At 71.8% G+C, this 26,496-nt stretch carries 24 protein-coding genes and 1 pseudogene; 14 read left to right on the top strand and 11 right to left on the bottom strand.

Annotated elements, in window-relative coordinates:
• Positions 1–144: 144 nt before the first annotated feature.
• Positions 145–2,400, top strand: a complete 2,256-nt coding sequence (locus tag ACFYPS_RS24000; protein ID WP_354966078.1) for a hypothetical protein — start codon at positions 145–147, stop codon at positions 2,398–2,400.
• An 8-nt stretch (positions 2,401–2,408) separates the two neighbouring features.
• Here ACFYPS_RS24000 and ACFYPS_RS23995 read toward each other — a convergent pair whose 3' ends face one another.
• On the bottom strand, positions 2,409–3,155 hold the full coding sequence (locus tag ACFYPS_RS23995) for an SDR family oxidoreductase (RefSeq protein ID WP_354966079.1): 747 nt from the start codon (positions 3,153–3,155) through the stop codon (positions 2,409–2,411).
• Positions 3,156–3,503: 348 nt separating this feature from the next.
• On the opposite strand from ACFYPS_RS23995, the pseudogene ACFYPS_RS23990 reads away from it, so the two are divergent.
• The 6 genes and pseudogenes from ACFYPS_RS23990 to ACFYPS_RS23965 form a co-directional block, all read left to right on the top strand.
• Positions 3,504–3,907: pseudogene (locus tag ACFYPS_RS23990) on the top strand (RNA ligase RtcB family protein); the annotation flags it as partial.
• Positions 3,908–3,932: 25 nt separating this feature from the next.
• Positions 3,933–4,766: a PIG-L family deacetylase gene (locus ACFYPS_RS23985; RefSeq protein ID WP_354966080.1), complete on the top strand. Its 834-nt coding sequence runs from the start codon at positions 3,933–3,935 to the stop codon at positions 4,764–4,766.
• A 59-nt stretch (positions 4,767–4,825) separates the two neighbouring features.
• Positions 4,826–5,470 carry a response regulator transcription factor gene (locus ACFYPS_RS23980; RefSeq protein ID WP_354966081.1) on the top strand — a complete coding sequence of 215 codons (645 nt, stop codon included), beginning with the start codon at positions 4,826–4,828 and terminating at the stop codon, positions 5,468–5,470.
• 72 nt (positions 5,471–5,542) lie between these two features.
• A complete protein-coding gene (locus ACFYPS_RS23975; RefSeq protein WP_354966082.1) occupies positions 5,543–6,712 on the top strand; it encodes a DUF418 domain-containing protein in 1,170 nt (389 codons plus the stop codon).
• Entirely contained in the window at positions 6,709–7,710 is a 1,002-nt protein-coding gene (locus ACFYPS_RS23970) for a histidine kinase (RefSeq protein WP_354966083.1), read from the top strand. Before ACFYPS_RS23975 ends, ACFYPS_RS23970 begins: the two co-directional genes overlap by 4 nt.
• Positions 7,711–7,714: 4 nt before the next feature.
• Complete coding sequence (locus tag ACFYPS_RS23965; RefSeq protein ID WP_354966084.1) at positions 7,715–8,242, top strand: MarR family transcriptional regulator; 528 nt, start codon at positions 7,715–7,717, stop codon at positions 8,240–8,242.
• 16 nt (positions 8,243–8,258) lie between these two features.
• Here the strand turns inward: ACFYPS_RS23965 and ACFYPS_RS23960 are convergent, their stop codons facing one another.
• Positions 8,259–10,565, bottom strand: coding sequence for an LLM class flavin-dependent oxidoreductase (locus tag ACFYPS_RS23960; RefSeq protein WP_354966085.1), 2,307 nt, complete (start codon positions 10,563–10,565; stop codon positions 8,259–8,261).
• 207 nt (positions 10,566–10,772) lie between these two features.
• On the opposite strand from ACFYPS_RS23960, the gene ACFYPS_RS23955 reads away from it, so the two are divergent.
• From ACFYPS_RS23955 to trxA, 4 genes are all read left to right on the top strand, one after another.
• Positions 10,773–11,102: a nuclear transport factor 2 family protein gene (locus ACFYPS_RS23955; protein WP_354966086.1), complete on the top strand. Its 330-nt coding sequence runs from the start codon at positions 10,773–10,775 to the stop codon at positions 11,100–11,102.
• A 197-nt stretch (positions 11,103–11,299) separates the two neighbouring features.
• On the top strand, positions 11,300–12,502 hold the full coding sequence (locus tag ACFYPS_RS23950; RefSeq protein WP_354966087.1) for a chitosanase: 1,203 nt from the start codon (positions 11,300–11,302) through the stop codon (positions 12,500–12,502).
• Between the two features lie 66 nt (positions 12,503–12,568).
• On the top strand, positions 12,569–12,961 hold the full coding sequence (locus ACFYPS_RS23945; protein WP_354966088.1) for a MerR family transcriptional regulator: 393 nt from the start codon (positions 12,569–12,571) through the stop codon (positions 12,959–12,961).
• Positions 12,931–13,278, top strand: coding sequence for a thioredoxin (gene trxA / locus ACFYPS_RS23940; protein WP_354966089.1), 348 nt, complete (start codon positions 12,931–12,933; stop codon positions 13,276–13,278). The genes ACFYPS_RS23945 and trxA overlap by 31 nt, the downstream gene beginning before the upstream one ends.
• 3 nt (positions 13,279–13,281) lie before the next feature.
• On the opposite strand, the gene ACFYPS_RS23935 is transcribed toward trxA, so the two are convergent.
• Positions 13,282–13,833 (bottom strand): DUF5872 domain-containing protein, encoded by a 552-nt coding sequence (locus ACFYPS_RS23935; protein WP_354966090.1) that lies wholly within the window; start codon positions 13,831–13,833, stop codon positions 13,282–13,284.
• Between the two features lie 98 nt (positions 13,834–13,931).
• Between ACFYPS_RS23935 and ACFYPS_RS23930 the strand changes: the two genes are divergently transcribed.
• The gene (locus ACFYPS_RS23930; RefSeq protein ID WP_354966091.1) at positions 13,932–15,827 is read left to right on the top strand and encodes an ABC transporter ATP-binding protein; all 1,896 of its coding nucleotides are present in this window, start codon (positions 13,932–13,934) and stop codon (positions 15,825–15,827) included.
• A 61-nt stretch (positions 15,828–15,888) separates the two neighbouring features.
• On the opposite strand, the gene ACFYPS_RS23925 is transcribed toward ACFYPS_RS23930, so the two are convergent.
• The 3 genes from ACFYPS_RS23925 to ACFYPS_RS23915 all read right to left on the bottom strand — a co-directional run bounded on the left by ACFYPS_RS23925 (position 15,889) and on the right by ACFYPS_RS23915 (position 18,544).
• Complete coding sequence (locus ACFYPS_RS23925; protein WP_387327055.1) at positions 15,889–16,443, bottom strand: PepSY domain-containing protein; 555 nt, start codon at positions 16,441–16,443, stop codon at positions 15,889–15,891.
• 74 nt (positions 16,444–16,517) lie between these two features.
• Positions 16,518–17,852, bottom strand: coding sequence for an ATP-binding protein (locus ACFYPS_RS23920; RefSeq protein WP_387327053.1), 1,335 nt, complete (start codon positions 17,850–17,852; stop codon positions 16,518–16,520).
• Positions 17,849–18,544 (bottom strand): response regulator transcription factor, encoded by a 696-nt coding sequence (locus ACFYPS_RS23915; RefSeq protein ID WP_354966094.1) that lies wholly within the window; start codon positions 18,542–18,544, stop codon positions 17,849–17,851. Before ACFYPS_RS23915 ends, ACFYPS_RS23920 begins: the two co-directional genes overlap by 4 nt.
• Positions 18,545–18,646: 102 nt before the next feature.
• On the opposite strand from ACFYPS_RS23915, the gene ACFYPS_RS23910 reads away from it, so the two are divergent.
• Complete coding sequence (locus tag ACFYPS_RS23910; protein ID WP_354966095.1) at positions 18,647–19,102, top strand: septum formation initiator; 456 nt, start codon at positions 18,647–18,649, stop codon at positions 19,100–19,102.
• On the opposite strand, the gene ACFYPS_RS23905 is transcribed toward ACFYPS_RS23910, so the two are convergent.
• The 3 genes from ACFYPS_RS23905 to ACFYPS_RS23895 form a co-directional block, all read right to left on the bottom strand.
• A complete protein-coding gene (locus ACFYPS_RS23905) occupies positions 19,099–20,172 on the bottom strand; it encodes a hypothetical protein (protein WP_354966096.1) in 1,074 nt (357 codons plus the stop codon). The genes ACFYPS_RS23910 and ACFYPS_RS23905 overlap by 4 nt on opposite strands.
• Positions 20,169–20,516, bottom strand: a complete 348-nt coding sequence (locus ACFYPS_RS23900; RefSeq protein ID WP_354966097.1) for a PadR family transcriptional regulator — start codon at positions 20,514–20,516, stop codon at positions 20,169–20,171. Before ACFYPS_RS23900 ends, ACFYPS_RS23905 begins: the two co-directional genes overlap by 4 nt.
• Before the next feature lie 100 nt (positions 20,517–20,616).
• Positions 20,617–24,552 (bottom strand): ThuA domain-containing protein, encoded by a 3,936-nt coding sequence (locus tag ACFYPS_RS23895; RefSeq protein ID WP_387327050.1) that lies wholly within the window; start codon positions 24,550–24,552, stop codon positions 20,617–20,619.
• 325 nt (positions 24,553–24,877) lie between these two features.
• Between ACFYPS_RS23895 and ACFYPS_RS23890 the strand changes: the two genes are divergently transcribed.
• Complete coding sequence (locus ACFYPS_RS23890) at positions 24,878–25,261, top strand: hypothetical protein (protein WP_354966099.1); 384 nt, start codon at positions 24,878–24,880, stop codon at positions 25,259–25,261.
• Between the two features lie 28 nt (positions 25,262–25,289).
• On the opposite strand, the gene ACFYPS_RS23885 is transcribed toward ACFYPS_RS23890, so the two are convergent.
• Entirely contained in the window at positions 25,290–26,003 is a 714-nt protein-coding gene (locus ACFYPS_RS23885) for a hypothetical protein (RefSeq protein ID WP_354966100.1), read from the bottom strand.
• Positions 25,996–26,496 (bottom strand): SigE family RNA polymerase sigma factor, encoded by a 501-nt coding sequence (locus tag ACFYPS_RS23880; RefSeq protein WP_354966101.1) that lies wholly within the window; start codon positions 26,494–26,496, stop codon positions 25,996–25,998. The genes ACFYPS_RS23885 and ACFYPS_RS23880 overlap by 8 nt, the downstream gene beginning before the upstream one ends.

Here is a 26,496-nt window from a genome sequence, read left to right as displayed (position 1 = left end):
GCGGGTGACCGGCGTCAGGTGAGCGGCAGCGCGTCCGCTGTTGCCACGGTTGGGTCGGTGTGGGTGGGGTAGACGCCGGTCTGTCACCGCGATGGCCGTCCTGCCGAATCGCGTGGCCAGGGCTGCCGGGCGCATCGGGGGGCGATGTCGGATGGATCAGCGGGGTTGAGCCGGCCGGAGATACCCGACGGCGGCATCGTGGAGCTGCGGGTGCACGGGGTGTCCGGCGCGAGTGCCGCCGACGTGTTGGACCTGCGGCAGGTGGCGCAGGTGGCGGGGGACCGCAACGGGGGCTTCTACCGGCCCCGCCCGCGCTGCTCGGAGACCGACGGCGTGCGAGGGATCACGCTGGAGGCGTACCGCTGGGGTGACCTGCCCTCCGGGACCGTGGCCCGCACGATGGCGCTGGTGTTCCTGGCGCCGTTCATGCTGGCCAACGTGGCCATCTGGATGCGCCCGGCCAACCCTGGATCCGCGGCGTTGGTCAAATCCCTGTGCCGGGTGCTGGCGCTCACGCTCACCGCGTTCTACGTGCTCGCCATTGCCGGCGTCGCCCTGGACCTGATCGCCTGGAGGTGTATGGCCTCGCCCCGCTGCCTGGCCGGACGTAGCTGGTTGTCCTGGCTGGGAGGGCACCCGACCGGACTGCGGCTGGCGGTGCTCGCGCTGGTCCCGGCCGCTGCCATCGGCGTGATCTGGCGCGTCAGCAACCGCCCGGGGAGGACCTTCGACGCGTTTCACGCACCCGAGAAGGCGGTCTCCGACCATCCGCTCGGCGCGGTCGGTCAGTGGGACGCCGAGCCGCTGGTGGGTCGGCTGCGTTCCATCCACGTGGCGGCGGCGTTCGCGACACTCGACCTCACTCTGCTCGCCGCCCGAGCCGCGACCGGCGCCTCGGGCGTCACGGTCGCGCTGGCCATGGTCACCGGGGCGGTCCTGGTCGCCTGCGTGGCGCTGCTCTGCACGCCCCCGCTCATCGACCGTGGCACCGCCGACCGGCGGCTCGACGGGGTCACCCGCACGCTGCGGACGACCGCCATCATCCTGACCGTCGTCGTCGTGACCCACGTGCTGGCCAGCCGTGCGTCGTGGCGTGCGGGGGGCGGCCTGCCCGGCTACGACGCGACCCTGGCCTGGCTGTTCGTCACCCAGACGACGCTGCTGGCCGCGCTGGGCGTGGTGCTGCTCTGGCGCCGGGACCGGCGACGGGACGTCACCCCGCTGTTCGGGCTGGGAGCGCTGGTGATCGCGGCCACCGCGGTCAGCCTCGCGGTGGCGTACTCCGCCGAGCTGGTCTACCGGGTGTCGGACTTCCTGGACCGCGATCTGTCGACCGGCCTGGGCATCGCCACCGGCGCGCCCCGGGCGTACACCTGGGCGATCTACGGCTTCTTCCGCGCGGTGCTGATCACGCTGATCGTCGCGGGCCTGATGATCCTGATCTCCCGCCGCGGCCGGTACCGTGCCGCGTCGGCGATCGTCGCGGGCGACTACCCCGACGCGCCCCCGCAGACCGAACCCCGGCTGCGGCAGGTGCGGCAGGCGATAGCCCGGGCCCGGTTCACCGAGGACCTGGTGCCGTTGGCCGTGGTCTACGGCTGCCTCGCCGGACTCGGCACGGCCACCACCTCCATCGGCCTGCTGGAGCTGTTCCCGAGCGACGTCATCGAGCGGCACGTGGGGGTGCCCGCCGGCGTGGTCACCTTCGGCATCGCGTTCGGCAGCTGGCTGATCGCGGCGATCATCGTCAGTCTGATCATCGCCGGGGTCTTCGCCTACCGGACCGTCCCGTTCCGGCGCCACGTCGGCGTCCTCTGGGACCTCGGAACCTTCTGGCCCCGCGCCGCCCACCCGTTCGCGCCACCCTGCTACTCCGAACGGGCCGTGCCGGAGTTGGCCCGCCGGATCACGTACCTGGTCTCCCAGGGCAACGCGGTGCTGCTCACCGGGCACAGCCACGGCTCGGTCCTGCTCGCCGCCACGGTGCTCCAGCTGCCACCGCAGGTCGGCAACCGGGTCGCGCTGCTCACCCACGGGTCGCCGCTGCGCCGGCTCTACGGTCGGCTCTTCCCCGCCTACATCGACGACGCGGTACTGCGCGAGATCGGGGACCGGGTCGGCTGGCGGTGGGTGAACCTGTGGCGCGACACCGACCCCATCGGCGGCTGGCTCTTCTCCGCCCACCGGCCGGGTGCGCCGGCCACCGTGGAAGGCCCGCCGGCCGCGGTGGACCGTCGACTGCGAGATCCCAGCGATGTGGTGACGCCACCCAGCGACAGTGTCCCCCCACCGATCGAGGGGCACTGCCCGGAGGAATCGAGCGAGTCGCTGACCGCCGCGGTGGGTGAGCTGGTGCGGCGCCTCGGAGGGCCGGCGGACCCGCCCGCCACGGCGACGTAGTGCCGACGCTAGGCCGCCTGCGTGCGCCAGTCGTCGAGGCGCGTGCCGGCGAGGCGGGCGCCATCGGCGGGGACGAGGGAGCGTTCGCCCAGCGTGGTTCCGAAGTACTGGGCGGCGGGGTCGGTCACCACCGAGCGGGAGTCGTGACGCGCCGCGAGAGTGGATCGGCCCAGCTCGTCGAGGCGGAACTGCTCCGGCCCGGCGATCTCGACCACGGCGTTCGTCGGTGCGCCGACCGTGACCTCGGCGACGGCGGTCGCGACGTCGTCAGCCGCCATCGGCTGGATGAGCGCCGGCGCGAGGCGGACGGTGTCGCCGTCCGTGGCGGCGTCGATGATGCCCTGGACGAACTCGAAGAACTGCGTGGCGTGCACCAGCGAGTACGGCAGCCCGGACGCGGCGATGAGCTTCTCCTGGGCGACCTTGGCCCGCATGTACCCGCTGTCCGGAAGCCGGTCCGAGCCCACGATCGAGAGGGCCACGTAGTGCCCCACCCCGGCTTCCGCCGCGGCGGCGAGGAGGTTCCGGGTGGACGTCTGGAAGAACTCCAGCACGGCGGCAGCCTCGAACGAGGGGGAGTTCGACACGTCGACCACGATGTCGGCGCCGTCGAGCACCGCACCCACCCCTTCGCCGGTCAACGTGTTCACGCCGGTCTTCGGCGACGCCGGGACGGCCTCATGGCCCTGCGCGCCGAGCTTGCCCACGAGCTTGGAGCCGATGAGGCCGCTGCCGCCGATAACGACGATCTTCATGGACCAGCCTTCCTGCTGTCAGCTGACGGATGACCCCCGGAGCGGACGGGGTCACGACGACATCAGGCTACGTACCTGCGGATACCTCGCGTGGAGACATCGCCCCTCATGACTGGGTACGGCCACCGGCCGCACCACGACAGCGCAGCTCGGCGGGGCGGCGGGGCGGCGAAAGTCGGTTGCCGGGCGCGGCGGGCTCCGAAAGAGTGGCGTCCATGACGTACTGACGGACAACGCCTCCTGCTCCGAGCACCGGTGACAACATCCCGGTGCCGTGATGCCGTCCGTCCCTGCGTTTCCCTCAGAAGCGAGCGTCTCTTGTCTGAGCACCACTCCCGTCGGGAGTCACTGCCCCCGTCCACTCCAGCGACCCTCTCGGTGGTCGCCTCACCCGTCGGCGCCGCCATGACGTCGACCGTGCGGTACCCGTTTCTGGTGGGCTCCGACATCGGGGGCGGCGTCGCCGTTCTCCCCATCCGGCTCACGGGCGTCGTACCCGAGTGCCTGGCCGGGCGGTTCCCCGACCTCGACCATGCGCTGGATCGAGCGGGACGCCGAGGACCCGACCCGGGCCGTCGTGCCGGGCGACAGTCCGGCCGGCGACCTGGAGGGCCTCGGGGCGGTCGGCCGGGGCAACCACTTCGAACGTACGCGCGTCGACACCTTCTTCGACCCCAGTTGCGCGGGCCGTCCCGGGCTCGGCGCCGGTGACCTCCGTGCTCATCGCCGAGAACGGGCGTGTCGGCTCGGGCGCGGGCGGCCTCGTAGGGTGATGGCATGGCTGAGCGATCTCTGACCTTGATGGCGGTGCACGCGCACCCCGACGACGAGGCGACGAGCACCGGTGGTGTCCTTGCGCGCTACGCGGCGGAGGGGATCACGACCGTGCTCGTGACCTGCACCGACGGGCGCTGTGGCGACGGCCCCGGCGGGGTCAAGCCCGGCGACCCGGGGCACGACGCGGCCGCGGTCGCGGCGATGCGCGAGGCCGAGCTGGAGGTCAGTTGCGCGGCGTTGAAGGTCACCCACCTGGAGACGCTCGGCTATGCCGATTCCGGGATGATGGGCTGGGCGACCAATGACCTGCCCGGCGCGTTCTGGGCCACGCCGGTCGACGAGGCCGCGGACCGGCTGGCGGAACTGATCCGCCGGTACCGGCCGGACGTCGTCGTCACCTACGACGAGAACGGCTTCTACGGCCACCCGGACCACATTCAGGCCCACCGGATCACCATGGCCGCTGTCGCGAAGACGGACGTTCCCGCAAAGGTGTACTGGACCACGGTGCCTCGTACGGCGTTCGCGGAATTCGGCCGGATCATGCGGGAGCTCGGCGTCGATTGGGCCGATCCGGACGCGTCGTCGGCCGAACCGGCGCCGGAGCTCGGCCTGCCCGACGAGGAGATCACCACCTGGGTGGACACGCGCAGCTATGGCGAGCAGAAGTTTGACGCGTTGGCCGCGCACGCCAGCCAGACCGAGAACATCTTCTTCCTGCAACTGGGCCGGGAGCGGTTCACCGAGCTGATGGGCCTGGAGACCTTCGTCCGGGTCCGGGACACCACCGGCGCGCCGGTTCCCGAGGACGACCTCTTCGCCGGACTGCGCTGACGCGTCGACGCGGCGCACAGGCCGCAGAGCTGAAACAGCGCGCAGGCTACCGTTGCCCGGTGCGAGCGGTGGTGGCGGAAGATCTCGTGTTGCTCCGGGACGGGCTGATCCGGCTGTTGGAGGCACACGGCTTCCAGGTGGTCGCCGCCGTGGGCAGCGGGCCGGATCTGCTGCGGGAACTGCTCGCGCAGCGTCCCGACGTGGCGGTGGTCGACGTGCGGCTACCGCCGACGTACACCGATGAGGGGCTGCGGGCCGCGCTCGCGGCCCGCAGCGAGGTGCCGGGGCTGCCGGTGCTGGTGCTCTCCCAGTACGTGGAGCGGTTGTACGCGCGGGAGCTGCTCGCCGACGGCCACGGCGGGATCGGCTACCTGCTCAAGGATCGAATCTCCGACATCGGCGAGTTCGTGGACGCGGTCCGCCGGGTCGCCGGCGGCGGCACCGCGCTCGATCCCACCGTGGTGGCGAAGCTGCTCGACAGCCGTCAGCGGGTGCTGCCGCTGGACCGGCTGACGACCCGTGAGCGGGAGGTGCTCGCGCAGATGGCACAGGGCCGGTCCAACGCGGCGATCGGGACCGCTCTCTTCATCACCGAGAAGGCGGTCGCGAAGCACACCAACAGCATCTTCGCCAAGCTCGGGTTGCAGTCGTCCGAGGACGACAACCGGCGGGTCCTCGCCGTCCTCGCCCACCTCGACGCATAGGGGTACTGGTACCACCACGGGAGGGGTTCCAGGCTCCTCGAAACGCGCCGCGCGAACGGCGAGCCTGGAGCCATGACCGCAACCCCCAGCACCGTGACCCCGCAGGCGGGTCCCGTCCCCCGCGCCGAACGCGCGCTCGCCCCGGACCTCGCCCGCGGCGCGATGCTGCTGTTCATCGCCCTCGCCAACGCCGCGAACTTCGCGTTCGCCGGCCAGCCGGGCCTCGACGGCACACCGCACGGCATGCAGCGCGCCATCAACTTCGTCCTGGCCACACTCGTCGACAGCCGCGCCTACCCGGTCTTCGGCGTCATGTTCGGCTACGGCCTGGTGCAGATCACCCGACGGCAGGGCATCGCGGCGCGTCGGATCCTGCTGCGCCGCAACGCCGCCCTGATCGGCTTCGGCCTGGTCCACGCGACACTGCTGTACTTCGGGGACTTCCTCGGCGCCTACGGCATCGTCGGTATCGCCGCCACCCTGCTGTTGCTGGGCAGGAGCGACCGCTTCCACCGCATTGTGCTGTGGCTGTGGGGCGTCCAGACGGTGTACGCCGGGTTCCTGGCGGTGCTGGCGCTCACCAGCGCGCGTGGCGGGGAGGCGGTGCTCACCAACACGCCCAACCCGTCGCTGGCCGCCGCCTCGTACGGCCAGTCGCTCCTGGACCGGCTCGCCGAGTGGCCGGTGCACACCGCCACCGTCCTCCCGTTCATCGTCATCGTGTGGCTGGGGATCTGGGCCGCCCGTCACCGCGTCCTGGAGGACCCCGCCACGCACCGCACGCTGCTGCGCCGTGTCGCCGTCGGCTGCCTCGGCATCTCCGTCGTCGGCGCGCTCCCCTACGCGCTCATCGCCGCTGGTGCCGTACACGTCGACGCGGCTACCGTCGAGTCCATGGCACTCCTGCACGCGGTGAGCGGCGAGTACGGAGGCCCGGGCTATGTCGCGTTGTTCGGACTGTTCGCGCTCCGACTCAGCGGCGCCCGTCGCGGCCGGGCGCTGCTCGCCCCGGTGATCGCGCTCGGGCAGCGGTCGCTGAGCGGGTACCTGCTGCAGTCCGTGGCCTGGCTGGCGCTGTTCTCGCCGTGGGCGCTGCACCTGACCGGCACGTACACCGCCGCCGGGGCCGCGGTCGCGATCTGGCTGGTCTCCGTCGCCGCGGCGCAGGCCATGAGCGCCACCGGCAACCGTGGGCCCGCCGAGACGCTGCTGCGGCGGATCACCTACCGTCCGGGCCGATGACCGCCGCCACCCGCAGGACCGTGGCCGGGACGCTCTGCGTCGCGGCCACGGTCGCCTGGCTGGTCACCGGCCGCGGCGAGTTCTGGCCACGCTGGGTGTACTTCGGCATCGGCACCGTGCTGCTCGGCCGTCTCCTGCTGCGCCGAGCGCTGCGGGTGCCGACCGGCCGGCGTCGCTGGCTCGCCCTCGACGTCGCCGCCTGCACGTTGCTCATGGCCGTGGACCTCAGCGTCTGGGTTCTCAGCGGTGGCGGGTACTTCTGGCCGATCTGGACCCTCCTCGGCGTGGCGCTGATCCTCGGACTGCACGCGTGGGTCGTCAGCCGCCCACCGGGCGCCCGCGAACGGGAACTCGCCGAGCGGATCGCCACCCTGACCCGTTCCCGGCGCGGTGCCGTGGATCGCCAGGCGGCCGAGCTCAAACGGGTGGAACGCGACCTGCACGACGGCGCCCAGGCCCGGCTGGTCTCCCTGGCGCTGACCCTCGGTCTGGCCGGTGACCTGGTACGCCGCGACGCCGACGGCGCCGAGCGCCTGCTGGAGGAGGCCCGCGCCACCGCGGTCGCGGCCCTCGACGACCTCCGCACGGTCACCCAGAGCATCCACCCGGCCGTCCTCGCCGACCGCGGCCTCGGTGACGCGGTCCGAGCGCTGGCCCTCGACCTTGCCGTGCCAGTCAGGGTGAGCGGCGACCCACCCGAGGACCTCCCACCTGCCGTGCAGACCGCGGCGTACTTCGCGGTGGCCGAGGCCCTGGCCAACGTGGCGAAGCACAGTGGCGCCACGCAGGCGTCCGTGGTGTTCGACCAGACCGGCGACACGCTGCGGATCGTTGTCACCGACAACGGCACCGGCGGTGCCGACCCGTCCCGTGGCACCGGCCTGCGCGGCATCATCGAGCGGCTCGACGCCATCGACGCCCGCCTGCGGGTGAGCAGCCCCGCCGCCGGCCCGACCCGGGTCACGATCACGATCCCGGTCGACCCGTCGCTAGGGTAGGCACATGTCCGACATCGACCCCTGCGAACTGCCAGCCGACCGCCAGCGCGGTTCGAACTTCGGGTGGTCGCTCGGCATGGTGCTGCGGCGCTGGCACGAGTACGTCGAGGAGGCTCTGATGGACCTGCCCCACGGCAGCCGCGGCTACCACATCCTGGCCGTGGTCGTCCACGAGGAGGTGCCGACACAGGTCGCCCTGGCGTCCCGCCTGGTGATCGACCGCAGTGTCCTCACGTACGTGATCGACGACCTGGAGAACGCCGGCCTGATCGAGCGGCAGCTGGACCCGCGCGACCGCCGTGCCCGCCGGATCGTGGCCACCGAGCACGGGAGGCTGGCCCTCGCCGACGCCGAGAAGCGGGTCGCGCACGCCGAGGACCACGTGCTGGCCGGGCTGCCCGAGGAGCAGCGGGCGAGTTTCCGCGACTTCGCCGACCGCGCCGCCGAGGCGATCCAGGCCGCCGCGCCCGGCACCGATCCCTGCGTCGCGGTCACCAGTGTCATGGGGCCGACGGACCAGTCCCCGCGCTGACCCGGGCCCGACGGTCTCACGCGGCATTGTCGGTCTCCTCTCCGCCCTGCCGGGCAGGCGCCGGTGGGATGGGGAAGTTGCGGTTGAAGACGTTGTCCGGGTCGTACGTCGCCTTGACGGCGCGCAGCCGGCTGAGGGTGGGCTCGGGGAAGGCGTCCAGGAGCCGCTCCGGGCTCGTGTCGGACTCGAAGCTGAGGTACATGCCGTCGAGGTGCTCGTCCAGGTCCGCCCAGAGCTTGTCGAGTCGGGACCGACGCTCCGGCACGGTGGCGGCGAGCACGGAGAAGTTCTGGTCCCGGTGCGCGTACGCGGTGGTTTCCCGGGCGAGGTCGTTGACCGCTGCCCCGACGGACCGGAACTGCATGACCATCACGTCACCGGAGCCGATCATCGTCGCCATGACCTCCGCGGCCTGCGGTGTGATGTGATGCAGCAGGCCGCTGTGGCTGTCCGACAGTCCCTGGCCCCGATGCTGGTTGCCGGGCGGCGCGACGAGCGCCGGATACGGCGCGAGCTGCGCCTGCTGGTCGAGGATCGGCCCGATCTCCAGGAACGGGCTCAGCGCGGACTGCGCCGCTTCGATGTCGTCTCCGGCGTACACCAGGGTGACCTGGGCCGTCGGCGGGTCGCCGCGGCGTCCGGGGAACAGGGAGAGGAAGCTGGTCAACTCCCGCGGCGCGTCCTCGACGAGCCGACCCCAGCGACCGAGAACGTCGGCCGTGTCGCTCGCGTCGACCACGAGCCGGGCGAAGACGACCTTGTCGACCTCGTACGCCTCCAGCTCGAGCGCGGTGACGACACCGAAGTTGCCGCCCGCGCCGCGGATCGCCCAGAACAGGTCGGGGTGCTGGTGTTCGTCGACCCGGAGCAGGCTGCCGTCCGCGGTGACGATCTCGGCGGCGACGATGTGGTCGATGGTCAGGCCGTACTTGCGCACCAGGTATCCGACGCCGGCGGTGGTGGCGAGGCCGCCGACACCCACGTCGCCGTAGTCCCCCGAGCTCATCGCCAGCCCGTACGGGGCGAGCGCCTGCGCGACGTTTCCCCAGCGGGCTCCCGGCTCCAGCCGGATCCGGCGGGTGGCCCGGTCGAGCACCTCGACCTTGTCCATCGTGGACATGTCGATGACGAGTCCGCCGTCGTTCGTCGACCGTCCGCTGATGCCGTGCCCGCCGCTGCGGACGGCGAGTGGAAGCTGCTGCGTGCGCGCGTAGGCCACGGCGTCGACCACCTCGGCGGCGTTCCGGGGGCGGATCACCAGGGCCGGTGAGCCCGGCCAGCTGTAGCTGTGCCGCACCCGCTCGTACTCCGGGTCGCCGGGCTCGACGGACGTGCTGGCCAGCGACGCGGGCAGAGCGTCGTAGTCGACGCCGGGCTGGCGCTTGGCCAGGGCGACGCTCGACCGGACCCGGCCGGTCGTGGTTCCGCTGCCGGCGCGCGCCTTGGCCACGGCCTCCCGCAGCGCGGGGGCGATCTCCTGCCCGAACGCCTCGATGAGGCGTGGGTCGTCACGGCCGATCAGGAAGGTGCTGAACCCCTCCTCGAGGACCAGTGGGAGGAGCTGATCGATCCACTGCTCGGCCGGCCCTTGGAGGAAGCCACGGCTACGCGACGACACGTCGACCGTGAACAGGTTGAGCAGGCGGCGGATCTGTCGCGGGTCGCGTCCGGCGGTCACCGCCGCCTCGTCGATGAGTCGGTTGGCGGTGGCCCGGTCCGGTGACCGGAGGTACTCCAGTGTCGGCAACCAACCGTCGGCCTTCTGGCCGGTCAACGCCAGCATCCGGGGCTGGTAGGCGCCGAGCCAGATGTTGATGTCGTGCTCCGGTGCCGGGCCGCGCCGCATGCCCGGAATCGGGTAGTACTTTCCCTCGCGCTGGAGCGGTCCGGCGGGGCCGTCGTCCCAGACGCCACGCAGCACGTCGATCGCCTCGCGCAGCGCCTCGACGCCCTGCCCCGCGGTCAGCCGGCGTACGCCCATCCCCTCGATCCCGTCCCAGGAGGCACCGGCGCCGAGACCGAGTTCGAACCGGCCGTGCGACAGCCGGTCCAGGCTCACCGCGGCCCGGGCCAGGACGGCCGGCGGGCGCAGCGGCAGGTTCAGGACGTTCGCGGAGACCCGGAGCCGCTCGGTGCGGGCGGCGACCCAGCTCAGCAGAGTCCAGGTGTCCAGGAAGTCGGCGTTGTAGGGATGGTCCTGGAAGGTGGCGAGATCCAGCCCCGTCGCCTCGGTCAGCTCAGCCAACGCCACCACCCGGTCCGGGTCGTGCGCGGTCGGCGTGAGGAACGTCCCGAACAGGAGGTCGTGTCCGTAATCGGGCATTGCCGTACCCACCAATCTGCTCCTCGTCAGGTATCTGTTGATCCACAACTTATTTACCCGCCCGCACATTCCGTCCAGGGCGAGGTGTGTTGGTCACAACATGAGTTGTCGAACAAACGGTGAGCATCGGACGCGTTCGGCCGGAGGTCAGGAGCGGTTGCTCTACGCTCACCACCGGGTTCTTGCCAACCGACGAAAGATCGACTCATGGCCACCACGGACACCCCCGCCGCCATCCGCGCCTTCATCGACGCGACCAACAGCGGCGACTCAGAGGCCTTCGCCGCCGCCTTCACCGACGACGCCTACCTCAACGACTGGGGCCGCGAGTATCGGGGCCGTGACGGCGTACGCGACTGGGACGGCACGGACAACATCGGCAAGCAGTCGCACTTCGAGATCGTCGCGATCGAGCCCGGGTCCGATCCCGACAGCTACGTCGTCACCCTCACGGTGACCGGAAACGGCTACAACGGCACCGGCCCGATGACCTTCCACCTGCGCGGCAAACTCATCGCGAGCCTGCGGATCAGCTGACGGCCGCGCCACCTCGGGGCGCCCGGAACCGCGCCGACCCGCCACTCCCGTGGACGTGCGTCCACGATTGACAGCACATCGACGCGCAGCTATTTGTTAACAGAGTTTCCTGATGCTTGCGGCGCCCACGGGGTCGATCCGCCGCACGGGGGCCACCGACCCGCCGGCGGCACGCCACCCCGTCCCCGAGGAGCACCATGCTTCGCAAGAGGTCAGCCGCCTACGTCGTGGGCGCGCTGCTCGGCGGCACCGCGGCGGTCGGGTACGGCCTGCCGTCGGCCAGCGCGGCGGCCGCCGGCCCGATCACCGGCCTCGGCGGCAGGTGCGTCGACGTCGCCGGAGCCAACCCGGCCAACGGCACCGCCGTCCAGCTCTACGACTGCAACGGCAGCGCGGCCCAGACGTGGACGGTCGGCAACGCCGACAACTCGGTCCGGGCGCTGGGCAAGTGTCTGGACGTCACCGCCGCGTCGACCGCCAACGGCGCCAAGGTGCAGATGTACGACTGCAACAACACCGGCGCCCAGAAGTGGACGGCCAACAACGGCGCGCTGGTCAACACGGGCTCCGGCAAGTGCCTCGACGTCACGGATCGGAGCACCGCGAACGGCGCCCGGTTGCAGATCTGGAGCTGCTCCGGCGCCACCAACCAACGGTGGACCCTGCCCGGTGGTGGCACCCCCACCCCGACCGTCCCGGCCGGGCGCAACCTCGACGACCCGGCGAAGAAGGACGTCGCCATGCAGCTCGTCTCGGCAGCGGAGAACTCGTCGCTCGACTGGCGCGCGCAGTTCTCCTACATCGAGGACATCGGCGACGGGCGGGGCTACACCGCCGGCATCATCGGCTTCTGCTCCGGCACCGGCGACATGCTCGAACTGGTCGAGGCGTACACCCGCACCAAGCCGGGCAACGTGCTGGCCTCGTACCTGCCGGCGCTGCGCGCGGTCAACGGCACCCCCTCGCACGCCGGTCTCGACCCCAACTTCCCCCGCGACTGGCGGGCCGCGTCCACCGACACCGTCTTCCGGGCCGCGCAGGAGGCCGAGCGGGACCGGGTGTACTTCAACCCGTCGGTACGCGACGGCAAGGCCGACCAGGTCCGGGCGCTCGGCCAGTTCGCCTACTACGACGCGGCCGTCATGCACGGGTACGAGGGCATGCGGGCGATCCGCAACCGCGCACTGGCCCGGGCGAAGCCTCCGGCGCAGGGCGGCGACGAGCGCACCTGGCTCCACGCCTTCCTCGACGAGCGGGTCATCGAAATGAGGAAGGAGGCGGCCCACTCGGACACGTCCCGCGTCGACACGGCTCAGCGGGTGTTCCTCAACAACGGCAACTTCGACCTGAACACGCCACTGGTGTTCGCCGTCTACGGGGAGCAGTTCCGCATCGGCTAGGTGCCCTTGCCTTGACGTCGGCGACAAGGTTTAGCGTGGTCGTGACGGGCTGGCGGAGGGGGTCGGATGCTGATCGGTGAGCTGGCGGAACGGGCTGGCACAAGCACCCGCGCCCTGCGCTACTACGAGGCGCACGGCTTGGTACGCCCAGAGCGCTCCGCCAACGGCTACCGGGTCTACGACGAGGCGGAACTCCGGGTCGTACGGGAGATCCGGGCGCTGCTCGACGTCGGCTTCGGCCTCGACGACGTCCGTCCGTTCGTCGCCTGTCTTCGGGCTGGCAACGCGTCCGGCGGCGTCTGCCCGGACTCGGTGGTGGTGCTGCGACGCAAGCTCACCGAGGTCGACGCCTACCTCGACCAGCTCGGCGCGGTCCGCCAGCAGCTCCACACCCAGCTCACCCACGCCATCGCGCACCGGGAGGAAACATGCCCCAGGAAACGACAGTCGGCTCACTAGTCACCGTCACCGACGACACGTTCGCCGAGCTGGTGCTGGCCAGCGATCGACCCGTGGTGGTCGACTTCTGGGCGGAGTGGTGCCCGCCCTGCAGGGCGATCGAGAAAAGCCTGGCCGAGCTGGCCGGGGAGTTCGGCGAGCGGATGGTCGTGGCCAAGCTCAACTCCGACGAGAACCCGGAGGCCACCCGGCGCTACGGCGTCATGTCCCTGCCGACGCTGCTGGTGTTCCGCCAGGGCGAGGTCGTCGGCTCGACCGTGGGGTCCAGGCCGAAGACACACCTCCGGCAGATCCTGACCACACAGGCCGACCTGTGAGGGTCAGCGGCGGCTGAGCTCCGCCTCGAGTCGCTGGATGAGCGTCTTGCGGGCTTTTCCATCGCGCTCCCGCCGCAGGGCCGACTTGAGCTGTCGCGTGTCGAGGCCACGGACCAGCTTGACGGCCTCGGCGACCGACATCTCCGGCATCCGTCCGGCCGTCGTGGCGTCCCGGCGGGCCCGACTGGCCGGCCCCGTGTTGGCCACGAACTGTCTGCCGGTTCGCGACGCCTTCCGTTTCTTGGTGTCGGTGGCGCGCTTCTCGTCCTCCGACAGCTCCTCCCAGGCCTTCTTCGGCAGGTAGCGACTGGTTGTGTCGCCGTGCCGGGCCCGGGTGTCGCCCTCCCTGGTCTGCCAGTCCTCCGCGCCCCACCGTTGCAGGGACTTCTGCCGCTCGTCCTTGGGGCCCAGGAATCCCCCGCCGCGCCTCTTGTACTCCTGGGTGACCAGTTGTGACTTCCGCGCCGACCACTGTCCCGGTCTGCCACCCTTGTCGGAGGACTTGATCTCTTCCTTGATCTGCTCTCTGAGCTCGGGCTTCGTGTACCGCGCCATGGATCGCAGCTACCCGGGACCACACCGTCCATGCCTCCCGCGCGGCGGCTTGACCTCAACCTCACACGAGGTTCTAGCCTTCTTCGCGGAGGTACGGCATGAGCATGGAAGTTACCGCGTGGACGTCCCTGCACCACGCGATGAACGCGCAGGACGAACGACCACTGTCCCGGGCGACCCTGAAGCGCATCGCGCGGTTCGCGCGGCCGCACCGAGCTTTGATCATCAGGTTCCTGCTGTTGAGTGTGGTGACAGCGGCCCTCACGGTGGCGGCACCGGTCCTCGCCGGACGGGTCGTGGACGCGATCGTCGACGGCGCCGACAGCGGCATCGTGATCCGGTTGGCCGTGCTGATCGCCGTGATCGCCCTGGCCGAAGCCGGCCTGGGCCTGGTGACGCGGTTCCTGTCCGCCAGCATCGGCGAGGGGCTGATCGTCCAGCTGCGGACAGCCGTCTTCGATCACGTCCAGCGCATGCCGGTGGCGTTCTTCACCCGGACCCGCACCGGTGCGCTGGTCAGCCGTCTGAACAACGACGTGATCGGCGCGCAGCGGGCCTTCAGCAACACCCTGTCGGGTGTGGTCGGCAACGCCGTGACACTGCTCCTGACGCTGGCGGTGATGCTCAGCTTCTCGTGGCAGATCACGCTGCTGGCGCTCGTCCTGCTGCCCATCTTCGTCCTCCCGGCCCGGCGGATGGGTTCGCGGCTCGCCCGGTTGCAGCGCGAGGCGGCGGAGCACAACGCGGCCATGAGCACCCGGATGACCGAGCGCTTCTCGGCACCCGGCGCGACACTGGTCAAGCTGTACGGACGTCCGGCCGAGGAGTCGGCCGAGTTCGCGGCGCGGGCGCGGCGGGTGCGCGACATCGGCATCCGTGCCGCCATGCTCCAGTGGGTCTTCATCACCGCGCTCACCGTTGTCGGCTCGTTGGCGCTGGCACTGGTCTACGGGCTGGGGGGTCTCCACGCCCTTCGGGGCAGCCTCGACGCCGGCACCGTGGTCGCGCTCGCGCTGCTGCTGTCGCGCCTCTACGCGCCGTTGACGTCGCTGGCCAGCGCCCGGGTCGAGGTGATGAGCGCCCTGGTGAGCTTCGAGCGGGTGTTCGAGATCCTCGATCTCAAGCCGCTGATCCTCGACAGGTCCGACGCCCGGCCGCTCCCGGACGGGCCGGTCGCGGTCGAATTCGACGCGGTACGGTTCGGCTACCCCTCGGCCGACAAGGTGTCCCTCGCCTCCCTTGAGGACGTGACGAAGCTCGATACGCGCGGCGGTGAGGAGGTGCTGCACGGCGTGTCGTTCCGCGCCGAAGCGGGGCAGATGGTGGCCCTCGTCGGCTCCTCCGGAGCGGGCAAGTCGACGATCGCCCAACTCGTGCCGCGCCTGTACGACGTCGAGGGTGGCACGGTGAAGCTCGGCGACGTCGACGTACGCGACCTGTCGGCCGAGTCGATCCGAACGGCACTCGGCGTGGTGACCCAGGACGGGCACCTGTTCCACGAGAGCATCCGCGCCAACCTGGTTTTCGCCCGGCCGGATGCGACCGAGGAGGAGATGTGGGAGGTACTGGGACGGGCCCGGCTCGACACCCTGATCCGCTCACTTCCGGATGGGCTCGACACCGTCGTCGGTGAACGGGGGTACCGCCTGTCGGGCGGGGAACGGCAACGCCTCACCATCGCGCGGCTACTGCTGGCCCGTCCCCGTGTGGTCATCCTCGACGAGGCCACGGCGCATCTGGACTCCACGTCGGAAGCCGCCGTACAGGACGCCCTCGCCGAGGCCCTGACCGGCCGGACCAGTGTGGTCATCGCGCACCGGCTGTCCACCATCCGTGCGGCCGACCAGATCCTCGTCGTCGAGGACGGACGCATCGTGGAACGCGGGCGCCACAGCGAGCTGCTCGCCGCCGGTGGCCGGTACCAGGACCTGTACCGCACCCAGTTCGACCAGGACGGGCCGGCGGCCCAGGAGGAGCGCGTCGCGGCCGTCTGAGAAATGCCTTCGTACCGCCGCCCGCCACGGTGCGTCCGTAGCGGGCGGCGGCAACCCGGCGTCAGTCGTCGTCGCCGGCCCTGTCGTCATCGTCATCGTCGTTCCGGTCGTCGCCGTCGTCGTCACCCTCGTCGACGGACTCCTGTTCGGCCTTGACCACCGTGCCGTTGTCCCGGTCGACGTCCACCTCGTGCTCGATGTCGCCGGCGATGATCTCGACGCTCCAGACTGGTCGGCCGTGCTCCTGCTCGGCCTCCACCTCGGTGATCCGGCCGCCGCCGGCCCTGGCGAGCGCGATCTCGCCGGCGCGCTGCTCGTTGACCGCCGCGCCCGCCGGCGAACCACCTCCCGACGGCGTACCGCTGGTGCTCGGCGCGGCGGTCGTACCGCTGGTGCTCGGCGCGGCGGTCGTGCCGCTGGTACCCGGCGCGGGCGTCGTGCCGCGGGTGGCGCTGTCGTCCGGCGCGTCCGTGGCCGTCGGACCGACGGTGGCGGCGGCGAGTGTCGTGCCGCTGGCCCGTGGGTCGCCGGCGGCGCTCACGCCGACGGCGACCCCGGCCACGGCCAGCACCGCCGCTCCGCCGACCGACGCCAGGAGCAGAGAGCTGCGCTTCATCGTGATGCCCACCTTTCCTCGGTTGTCGACTTCGAGGATCGGTTGGATCGGGATAGCGCCGCGCTGTCCGGACGCTAAGGCCGGGTTAAGCCGTTCCCGGCGGGCCTGGGCCCGCCGTCCACCGCTGGTCGCCCGGGCGTCGGCGGCCCGAGCCGGAGCAGCACCTGCGCCCCGCCCTCCGGACCGGTACGCAGCTCCAGCCGACCGCCGCCGGCCTGCGCGGCACGGCGGGCGATGTCTAGGCCGAGGCCGGTCGACCCGGCCGGGCTGGCACCCCGCCGCACCGCCCCGGCCGGCATCCCCGGGCCATCGTCGGTGATCGTGAGCAGCGCCTGGCCCTCTTCCCAGGCGAGCCGGACGGCGAACGGCGTGCCGTCGGGGGTGTGCGCGAAGACGTTGCCGAGCAGGGCGTCCACGGCCGCCGCCAGATCGTCGGCGGGCACACCGACCGGAAGCGGGCCGGGCGCCAGGTCGAGGGTGACGGTCCGGCCGGTGTCCTCGGCCAGCACCGACCAGAACGCGACCCGGTCGGCGACGATCGTCGCGGCGTCCGAGGTGGCCGCTCCCGTCGCCGGTGACCGGCGCCAGCGGGCCTGCCGGATCAGGCCGGTGACCGCCCGTTCCAGCCCGTCGGCGGCGGCGGTGATCCGTGCCGCGTCGTCCGGGTCGCGCAGCGACTCCGCCTCCAGCCGCAGCGCCGTCAGCGGCGTCCGCAGCCGGTGCGACAGGTCGGCGACCTGCTCGCGCTCCTGGAGCAGGAGCACCTGGATCCGCCCGGCCAGGTGGTTGAGGGCCCCGGCCACCTCACGCAGCTCCGCCGGGCCGGCCGGCACAACCCGGGCGTCCAGCTCGGCGTTCGCGAGCCGGTGGGACACGGCGGAGAGGTCGCTGATCGGCCGGACCAGGGTGCGCGCCAGCCGGTCGGCGACCACCAGCCCGATCACCACCAGCACCACTCCGAGCAGGGCCAGCACCAGCCAGGCCCGGGTCACCCCGGCGGTCAACTCGTGCGGGGGCACCAGGATCCGGATCACTCCGGTGCCGTCGGCCCGGCCCTGCACCGCGATGACCACCTCCCGGCCGGCCGCCGACTCCCCCGTGAGGCTCTGCCCGCGCGCGGCCAGGGCCACCGCGGGCGTACGGGGCACCGGGGCGCCGAGCACCGTGCCGTCCGGCAGGAAGACGCTCACCGGTCGACCGGACTCCGCGGCGAGCTGCTCGACGGTGAGCCGGATGGTCGCCGCGTCGGCGGTGCCGACCACCGGTGCCAGGCTCTGCGCGTCAGCGGTGGCCCGGACCGTGGCCCGGTCCTCGGCGACGGTGCGGACCAGCAGCGCCAGCGGCACGAGGAACGCGATCAGGGTGAGGACGCTGACCGCGGCGACCAGCAGCGCGAGCCGGGCCCTCACCGCTGTGCCCCCGGTGCCTCCAGCCGCACCCCGACGCCGCGCACGGTGTGCAGGTAGCGGGGTTCCAGAGCGCTCTCACCCAACTTGCGGCGCAACCAGGACAGGTGCACGTCGACGGTCTTGTCGGCGCCGCCGTACGGGATCTGCCAGACCTCGGTGAGCAGCTCGCGCTTGGTGACCACCTGACCCGGCCGGCCGGCGAGGTGGTGCAGCAGATCGAACTCGCGGGGCGTCAGCTCGACCGTCGTGCCGTCCAGGGTGACCTGTCGGGCCCGGGGGTCGATCCGCAGCCCGCCGACGGTGAGTGCAGGGTCCTGCGCGCCGGCGCCGGAGGTGCCCCGCCGGAGCACGGCCCGCGCGCGGGCGTCGAGCTGGGCCGCGGTGAACGGCTTGACCACGTAGTCGTCGGCCCCCGCGTCGAGGACCCGGACGATTTCGGCCTCGTCGTCGCGGGCGGTGGCCACGATGACCGGCACCGAGCTGACCGCCCGCAGCATCCGCAGCAGCTCACGGCCGTCCAGGTCGGGCAGCCCCAGGTCGAGCACGACGAGGTCGGGCCGGTCGTCCAGCGCGTCGCGGAGCCCGGCCATCGCGGTCGAGGCGGCGGCCACCGCGTGGCCGCGTTCCCGCAACGCCCGGATCAGCGGTGTACGGATCGTCAGGTCGTCCTCGATGAGCAGCAGGCGGGCCACAGCTGGCAGGCTAGCCGCTGCGGCGGGGAGCGAGGCGCACGTTAACCGTGCCTTAGCCTCCGGATATGCCGACGACAACGATGGATCGGGGATAGTCGGGTGATGGGCCGTCGTCCGATCCTCGTCGCCACCGGGTGGGTGGCCACCGCCGCCGTGGCCACCCTGATCGGGTTGGGCGCGATCCGGCTGGTGGGCGAGAGCATCACCGGCACCCCGGGCGGGATACGCAGCGAGGCGGACATCGAACGCGCGCTCGCCTCGCCGGAGCCGGCGCCCGCCGGCACGACGGGCGCCTCACCGACCACGGCGAGCGCGGCGCCGACCGCGAGCTCCGGGGTCCGTCGGGGTTTCGCCACCGCGGGCGGCACGGCCGTGGCCGAGTGCGGCGCCGACGGGGTACGCCTCGTCTCCTGGGCTCCTGCCCAGGGCTACCGGGTCCGCGACGTGGATCGGGGGCCGGACGACGACGTCGAGGTCAAGTTCGAGGGGTCGGCCGGCGAGTACGAGCTGAAGGTGCGCTGCATCGGCTCGGAGCCGGTGGCCGTCGCCGACGACTAGCCCGCTGGCCGCTCACGATCCGCGGCCCTGCCGATGGCGACCATGCGCAGCGTCTCCTCCCGGCGACGGACGAGCAGGGCCCCGGCCAGGAACGTCACCGGTGGGACGAGAACCAGCATCGCCCACTGCACGGGCACCAGGCCAATGGTGTGTCCCATGTGCATCGTGGAGGTGGCCCAGCCGGCGAGGGCACTGTCGATCACGAGGGCGAGCGCGGCCACCGGCAGGAGCATGACGACGATCCGCCGACGTACCCCGGGGTCGAGCGTGGCCAGCGCGACCAGCATGGCCAGCGCGGCGGCCACCAGACCGGCGACGTAGAGCCAGAGGACCAGCTCACTGCTGGCCTCAAGGCCGTAGAAGATTTGGTAACTGACCCCGCCGTCAGGGTCGAACCCGGGCCTGTTCACCCGGTTGACCTCCAGCAGCGCGACCGCGGTGGCCGGCGCGAGCAGCAGCGCCACCAACCGGCGTACGCCCAGCAGCGCGAGCAGCCGGTGCCGCGGAGCCGGCACCGTCAGTGCGGCGGCCGCCACCACGGCGAGCGCGAACTGCGGCAGGGTGTCCACCACGTACGTCAGGTTGTCGCCGGCCTGCGGGGCGACCAGCGCGCCCCAGCCGATCACGCCGGCCCAGGCCAGACCGGCGGCCACCCAGCGCCACCCGGCCAGAGCGGCCGCGCAGACGCCCGCCCAGCCGGCCACGCGCAGCCAGTCGACGAGGTCGGGGCCTCCCGGCCCGAATCCCGGCGGCAGACCCGGGTTCCGGATGAGCTGGTCGAGCAGCGACTTCCCGGCGAGGGCGAGCAGAACGAGGCCGACCAGCAGGCCGGTCACCGCCGCCGCGTCCGCCCAGGTCGACTCGGTGAACCCCCGTGCGCTCACCCGCAGCCGGGCCCGCAGCCCGGCACCGACCAGATTCAGCACGTCACCGGCGACGGGTCGCCGCTGGCCCGGCCGCGCGCCGGCGACGAGCACGGCCAGCATCTCGTCCTCGTACGCCCGGCGGTGCTCCCACGGGTAGACGGCCAGCAGCCGCCGGTAGCGGCGCTCCAGGTCGTCGCTGCTCACGCCGCACCCCCGTCGGTCAGCAGGCCGCCGCGGCGCAGCCGTACGCGAGCCGCGTCGGCGTTGTGCCGCAGGCGGGCCGCCTCCTCGGCGAGTCGACGCGCGCCGAGGGCGGTGAGTCGGTAGTAGCGGCGCAACCGCGACTGCACCACCTCCTCGCGCTCGACCTCGATGAGGCCGTCGGCGCGGAGCCGGTCGAGAACGGCGTAGAGGGTGCCCGCGCGAAGGCGCACCCGGCCGTCGGAGATGCGCAGCACGTCCTCGATGACGGCATAGCCGTGCCTGGGTGCCTCGGCCAACGCGGTGAGCACCAGGAACGTCGGCTCCCGAAGTGGACTCTCGGTCATACCGAAAAGCATATACCGATAGCCGGCATATGCAATGGAAGTCCAACACGGACGTGGCCAGCACGGGTTTCCCCGTGCCGGCCACGTCATCGGTGATGGTTCAGCTCGCGTACGCCTCCAGCTCCCAGAGCGAGTGGCCCCACGGCGTGCCCCGGGCGGTGCCGTAGATCCGCAGGTAGCGACCGTTGGCGCCGAGCGCGGTGTGCTCGTCCACACCGCCGTCGGCGCCGGTCACCGTCTTCACGGTGGTCCAGGTGGTGCCGTCGTTCGAGGTCTGGATGACGTACGCGCTGCTGTACGCCGCCTCCCAGCTCAGCTTCACCCGGCCGATCGCGGTCGGGCTGCCGAGGTCGACCCGGATCCACTGCGGGTCGGAGAACGCGCTCGACCACCGGGTGGTGAGGCTGCCGTCCACCGCCTGGGCGCCGGACACGTCGGCCCCCTCGTTGCTGGACGTCAGAGTCGGCTTGTTCAACAGCAGGTTGGGGCCGGGGCCGGTCGGGCCGCCGGTGCCGCCGTACACCTCGAACTCGAACAGCGAGTAGCCCCAGGCGGTGCCCCGGGTGGTGCCGGTGAGCCGGATGTACCGGCCGGAGCCGGTGAGCCCGGTCAGGTCGTCCACCCCGCCGTCACCGCCGGTCACCGTCCGGATCGTGGTGAAGTTGACCCCGTCCGGTGAGGTCTGGATCTGGTATCCACTGCCGTACGCCGCCTCCCAGGTCAGCTTGACCCGGTTGATGCTGCAGCTCGCGCCCAGGTCGACGTCGATCCACTGCGGGTCGCTGAACGCGCTGCCCCAACGGGTGCCGAGCGCCCCGTCGAACGCGTTGGCCGCGACGTAGGCGCCCTCGAAACTGGATGCCCGCGCCGGCTTGCCCCGGGCCAGGTTGGCCCCCGGCTCGGGGTCCGGGTCGGGTCCGGGACCGCCGGGGCTGGTGGAGAGGGTGAACTCGTCGACGTCATACATCCCGCCGCCGCCCTTGAACACCAGGAACAGGGTGCGCGTACCGGTCGGGGCGGTGACCCCGCCGGTGAACGAGGCGAACGTGCCGTGCCCGCCGGTGGGTGTCACGGTGGTCGAGCCGACCAGCGGCCCGGTGGGCGAGTCGACCCGTAGCTCCAGCGTGCCGCCGGCACCGGCCGGGGCTCCTGCCCGGACGCTGAACGACTGGACGCCGGTCAGGTTGTACGGGCGGAACGAGATCCAGTCGTTGTTGTCGATGTACCCGACCGCGGCGCCACCGTGGGCCGCACCCGGCGCGACGACCTGGACGCCGGACGAGTCACCGAAGTGCTCGGCCTGCCGTACCCGTGGCTGCAGGACCGCCTGGGTGTGCGTGGTCAGCGGCGGCTGGCCGCCCCCGCCCAGGTCGGTGTACTCGGCGTCGATGATGCCGAAGATGTTCGCCGCGGTGTCGTGCTCGCCGTCGGCCGAGGTCTGGATGACCCCGGTGCAGCCCTGCACACTGCTGAGCTGGTGGCCGTGCGAGTCGTGACCGAGGACGTAGTTCACCTTCACCCGGGCGCAGTCGATCGCACCGTCCTGCGCGTCGGTGACGGTGACGGTGAACGGCACGGCGTCCCCGAAGGCGAACGTCCGCCCGTTCAACGGGGTGTTCACGGTGACCACCGGCGCGCTGTTGCCGACCGTGATGACCACGCTCGCGGTGGCCGTCTTGCCGGTGGTGTCCCGGACCGTCAACGTCGGGCTGCGGGTCCCGTTCGTGGTGTACGTGAAGCTCGGGTTCGCCGCCGTCGAGTCGGTGGTGCCGTTGTTGTCGAAGTCCCAGGCGTAGGTGAACGGGTCACCGTCCGGGTCGAGGGTGCCGGCCGAGGAGAAGGCCACGGTCAACGGCGCCGTACCGCTGGTCGGGGTGGCCGAGACCACCGGACGTGGCGCCCTGCCCGTGCGGGCGTACTCGATCCGGTAGAGCGCCGAGTTGGCGTCGCCGTTGAACCAGCCGGTGCCGTAGTCGAGCACGTAGAGCGCGCCGTCCGGGCCGAACTCCATGTCCATGACCTGGTTGCCGGTCCACGGGAACGGATTGATCTTCAACGGTTGGCCGGCCGGGTCGAGCTTGATGTTCTTGATCCAGCGACGGCCGAACTCACCGGCGAAGTAGGTCCCGTCGTAGTACGCCGGGAACGCCACGTCGGAGGGGTTGTTCGGGTTGTACCGGTATACCGGGCCACCCATCGGGGACAGCCCGCCCCCGGTGAACTCCGGCGGGGAGCCGGAGCCGCCGTAGGGCAGCCACGCCGGGACCGCCGGCGGCAGCTGGGTGACGCCGGTGTTGTTGGGCGAGTTGTTCACCGGTCCGCCCGCGCAGTCGAACTTCGGCCCGGACGGGCCGGACGGGAAGGTGTAGTCGTTGTAGGCGTCGTTCCGGGCCGTGCAGTACGGCCAGCCGTAGAACCCGGGCCGGTCGATCCGGGCGAACTCCACGTTGCCCGCCGGCCCTCGGTTCGGGTCGGCGGTGCCCGCGTCCGGACCGTAGTCACCGAGGTAGACGATGCCGGTGGCCCTGTCCACGCTCATCCGGAACGGGTTGCGGAAGCCCATCGCGTAGATCTCCGGACGGGTCCATGCGGTGCCCGGGGCGAACATGTTGCCGGCCGGGATGGTGTACCCGCCCGCCGCGCCGGGCTTGATCCGGAGGACCTTGCCGCGCAGGTCGTTGCTGTTCGCCGAGGTGCGCTGCGCGTCGAAGGCCGGGTTACGGCCGGCCCGCTCGTCGATCGGGGTGAACCCGGCCGAGTCGAACGGGTTGGTGTCGTCGCCGGTGGACAGGTACAGGTTGCCGGCCGCGTCGAAGTCCATGTCACCGCCGACGTGACAGCACATGCCCCGGCTCGTCGGCACGTTCAGGATCAGCGTCTCGCTTGCCAGGTTGAGGGTGTTGTCCGCGTTGACCGTGAACCGGGTCAGCCGGTTGACGCCGTCCCAGCGGGCGAAGTCGGCCGGGGTGCCGGTGGCCGGTGCGCCGCCAACGGGGGTGTCCAGTGGTGGCGCGTAGTACGCGTACACCCAGCGGTTGGTGGCGAAGTTCGGGTCGGCCTTGATGCCCTGCAGGCCCTCCTCGTCCCCGGTGTAGACCGGCAGGGTGGCGGCGACCTTGGTGTTGCCCGCCGCGTCGGTGTGCCGGATCACGCCGTTGCGCGAGGTGTGCAGCACACCCCGGTCGGGCAGGACGGTCAGGCTCATCGGCTCGCCGGTCTCGGCCGCGCCCTTGGCCAGCTCCACCTGCTGGAAGCTGCTGGTGACGGTGGCGCCGCAGTCCGCGCCGACCGTCCCGGACGCCGTCATGATGCCGCCGAGCAGGTGCTGACGGAAGTTCGCGTCGGTGTACGACGCGTCGGTGTGGCCGAGGCCGGTGTACCAGGACCGCCCTCCGGAGTAGTTCTGGCACCAGGAGATCGGGTGGTCGGGGCCCATGCTCCCGCCGCTGTAGGTGCTCTCGTCCAGGGTCGCCAGCACGTGCACGTTGCCGCGTGGGTTGGCGCGGTAGTTGTACAGCTCGTCGAACCGGCTCCACCGCTGCGGCAGCGTCGCGGTGGACGGGTGCACCTGGTCGGCGACCTTGACGGTGGCGGTCTGCTCGGCCGGGTGCGAGGCGAAGTACGCCCCGACCAGCCCGCCGTACCAGGGCCAGTCGTACTCGGTGTCGGAGGCGGCGTGCACACCCACGTACCCACCGCCGCCCTGGATGTAGCGCTCGAACGCGGCTTGCTGGGCGGCGTTGAGCACATCGCCGGTGGTGGACAGCCAGATCACCGCGGCGAACCGGTCCAGGTTGGCGTCGGTGAACTGGGCCGCGTCCTCGGTGGTCTCGACGGTGAACCCGTTGGCGGCGCCGAGCTGCTGGATGGCGGTGATGCCCGGGGTGATGGAGCCGTGCCGGAATCCGGCGGTCTTGGTGAACACCAGCACGGTGAACGGTGCGGCGCTGGCCACGGGTGGCACGGCCGCGATGCCGCCCACGACGAGGATCGCGCTCAGCACGGCGCCGAGCCACGATCTCAGGGATCTGCGCACGGTAGGTCCTTTCCCGGTGCGGGGGGCGTGCGCCGATCACGCCTGGGTGGTGGGCAGGGTGGTGCCGAGCCTGGTTGCGGTCGCCGGAGGTGCCGTTCGCCGCCACGAGCGCGACACATGTAAATGCATCGTTGCGGCTGGGTCACCGGCGCGTCAAGCGCTCTCCCACCATTCGTGAGAGCGTTATCTCCGCACGTCAGCCGCGACTCCAGCAGGCGAGATCAGATTACGGTTTTTCATCCGGGCGTCCGCCCGGACTCAGATCCTCGGGCTGGCGGCGCGTAGCCTGGGCGGATGGCGATTCTGCGCTTCGCGAGGGGTCTCGGTGGCTGACGCGGACGATGTTCGCCGTCTGGCGCTGGCCCTGCCGCAGGCGGTCGAGATCGACAGCGAGGGCTTCGACTTCCGCGTGGGTGGCAGGGGTTTCGTCTGGTCCTACCCGGAGCGCAGTCCGGGCAAGCCGCGCCAGATCCGAACCGATGTCGCGGTGGTGTTCGTCGGCGACGAGGCCGAGAAGCAGGCTCTGCTGCTCGGGGAGCCCGACCTCTTCTTCACCACGCCCGGCTACGACGGCCTGCCACTGGTGATGCTGCGCCTGGCGGAGGTGGGCGTCGATCGCCTGACGGAGCTCGTGACCGACGCGTGGCGGATGCGTGCGCCGCAGGCGCTCCTCGACGACCTCGGGGAAGGAAGCCTTCGCCTGGGCTGATCCGTCCGCCCCGGCGAGGGCGGCGGACTCAGTCGCGAGGGTTGCCCCGGTCCTCGAACTCGTACGTCGTGGTCAGGGCCTCCGGCAGATCGGGGACCAGGGCGTTGGTGCCGTCGACGACCTGGACGTAACGCTTGCCCTGGAAGATCGAGTAACTGCCGTCGGCGACCTGCTCGATCGTGAAGAGCTGCGTCTGCGCGGTCGTGTCACACACCCGACCGCGGACGCTTCCCGGCACGGCGTCGTGCACCACGGTCATGCAGACCCGGCTGGCGCCGCTTGCCGCGGCCAGCATGATCCGGAATCTGTTTCCTTCGGGGCGCAGGACCCAGAGCGCGCGGTCGTCGATGCCCTGCTCGGTGCTGGCCCGCACCCGGTCGTCGTCACGGCCGATCGCCAGCGCCGCCCGACCGATGCCGGGCACCACGATGAGAACCTGCCGCCGGCCGCCGAGGATCTCCTGCGGTCCGGCCGGGGCGGTCACGGACGGGACGACCGACGGCGAGACCGTGGCCGTGGCCGTGGCCGCAGGCCCGACAGCCCGATCCGGCGTCTGGTCCCGTGCCGGCAGGAGGGCGGCGCCAGCGGCCACGACCAGCACGGCCAGCCCCGCCCCGTAGACGGCCGCGCGGCGCCGCCGGCGCTGCTCGCCACGGCGGCGCAGCGTCCCCGCTGCGGGCAGCGTCGTGACTCGTCGGACCGCGTCCGCGATAGCCGTCAGGTCGTGGTGCGGATCAGTCATGGGAGGTTTCCTCCTGCCGAGCCTCGTTCAGCATTCCGGCCATGGCCCGCCGGCCACGGGCGAGGTACGTCTTGACGGTCCCGACGGGCGCCTGCATCTCGGCTGCCACCTCGGCGACGCTGAGATCGTTCAGGTGGTGCAGCACGACGGCGCGACGCTGGTTGGCGGTCAGCCGTTGCAGCGCCTGCAGCAGGGCGACGTGGTCCTCGTTGAGTCCGGGCACGCTCTGGTCGACGGCGGCCCGGCGGTGTGCGCGCAACCGGTTGAACGTCTTGCGCCAACTGCTCACCGCGATTCGGGAGGCGACCCGGCGGACCCACGCCTCCGGGCTGTCCGCCTCGCGGACGGTCGACCAGCGCTGCCACGCCCGGGTGAAGGCCTCGGCGACGGCGTCCTCCGCCTCGCTGCGGTTGCCGGTGAGGGCATAGACGTGACCCACGATCCGGCCGGCGCAGGCCGCGTAGAGGGCGTCGAACTCCTCGGCGTCACGCAT

This window comes from Micromonospora sp. NPDC005087, from assembly GCF_042872965.1.
Classification (GTDB): domain Bacteria; phylum Actinomycetota; class Actinomycetes; order Mycobacteriales; family Micromonosporaceae; genus Micromonospora.
The sequence above is the reverse complement of the archived record's forward strand: the minus strand, read 5'-3'. Positions and strand labels throughout refer to the sequence as shown.

Excerpts from the sequence above, each read along its gene's own strand:
- ACFYPS_RS23995 (WP_354966079.1), bottom strand. The coding sequence starts at position 3,155 with ATGAAGATCGTCGTTATCGGCGGCAGCGGCCTCATCGGCTCCAAGCTC.
- ACFYPS_RS23880 (WP_354966101.1), bottom strand. The coding sequence starts at position 26,496 with ATGCGTGACGCCGAGGAGTTCGACGCCCTCTACGCGGCCTGCGCCGGC.
- ACFYPS_RS23985 (WP_354966080.1), top strand. The coding sequence starts at position 3,933 with ATGGCTGAGCGATCTCTGACCTTGATGGCGGTGCACGCGCACCCCGAC.
- ACFYPS_RS23925 (WP_387327055.1), bottom strand. The coding sequence starts at position 16,443 with ATGAAGCGCAGCTCTCTGCTCCTGGCGTCGGTCGGCGGAGCGGCGGTG.
- ACFYPS_RS23975 (WP_354966082.1), top strand. The coding sequence starts at position 5,543 with ATGACCGCAACCCCCAGCACCGTGACCCCGCAGGCGGGTCCCGTCCCC.
- ACFYPS_RS23955 (WP_354966086.1), top strand. The coding sequence starts at position 10,773 with ATGGCCACCACGGACACCCCCGCCGCCATCCGCGCCTTCATCGACGCG.
- ACFYPS_RS23960 (WP_354966085.1), bottom strand. The coding sequence starts at position 10,565 with ATGCCCGATTACGGACACGACCTCCTGTTCGGGACGTTCCTCACGCCG.
- ACFYPS_RS23945 (WP_354966088.1), top strand. The coding sequence starts at position 12,569 with ATGCTGATCGGTGAGCTGGCGGAACGGGCTGGCACAAGCACCCGCGCC.
- ACFYPS_RS23935 (WP_354966090.1), bottom strand. The coding sequence starts at position 13,833 with ATGGCGCGGTACACGAAGCCCGAGCTCAGAGAGCAGATCAAGGAAGAG.
- ACFYPS_RS23930 (WP_354966091.1), top strand. The coding sequence starts at position 13,932 with ATGAGCATGGAAGTTACCGCGTGGACGTCCCTGCACCACGCGATGAAC.
- ACFYPS_RS23970 (WP_354966083.1), top strand. The coding sequence starts at position 6,709 with ATGACCGCCGCCACCCGCAGGACCGTGGCCGGGACGCTCTGCGTCGCG.
- ACFYPS_RS23910 (WP_354966095.1), top strand. The coding sequence starts at position 18,647 with ATGGGCCGTCGTCCGATCCTCGTCGCCACCGGGTGGGTGGCCACCGCC.
- ACFYPS_RS23950 (WP_354966087.1), top strand. The coding sequence starts at position 11,300 with ATGCTTCGCAAGAGGTCAGCCGCCTACGTCGTGGGCGCGCTGCTCGGC.
- ACFYPS_RS23965 (WP_354966084.1), top strand. The coding sequence starts at position 7,715 with ATGTCCGACATCGACCCCTGCGAACTGCCAGCCGACCGCCAGCGCGGT.
- trxA (WP_354966089.1), top strand. The coding sequence starts at position 12,931 with ATGCCCCAGGAAACGACAGTCGGCTCACTAGTCACCGTCACCGACGAC.
- ACFYPS_RS23900 (WP_354966097.1), bottom strand. The coding sequence starts at position 20,516 with ATGACCGAGAGTCCACTTCGGGAGCCGACGTTCCTGGTGCTCACCGCG.
- ACFYPS_RS24000 (WP_354966078.1), top strand. The coding sequence starts at position 145 with ATGTCGGATGGATCAGCGGGGTTGAGCCGGCCGGAGATACCCGACGGC.
- ACFYPS_RS23885 (WP_354966100.1), bottom strand. The coding sequence starts at position 26,003 with ATGACTGATCCGCACCACGACCTGACGGCTATCGCGGACGCGGTCCGA.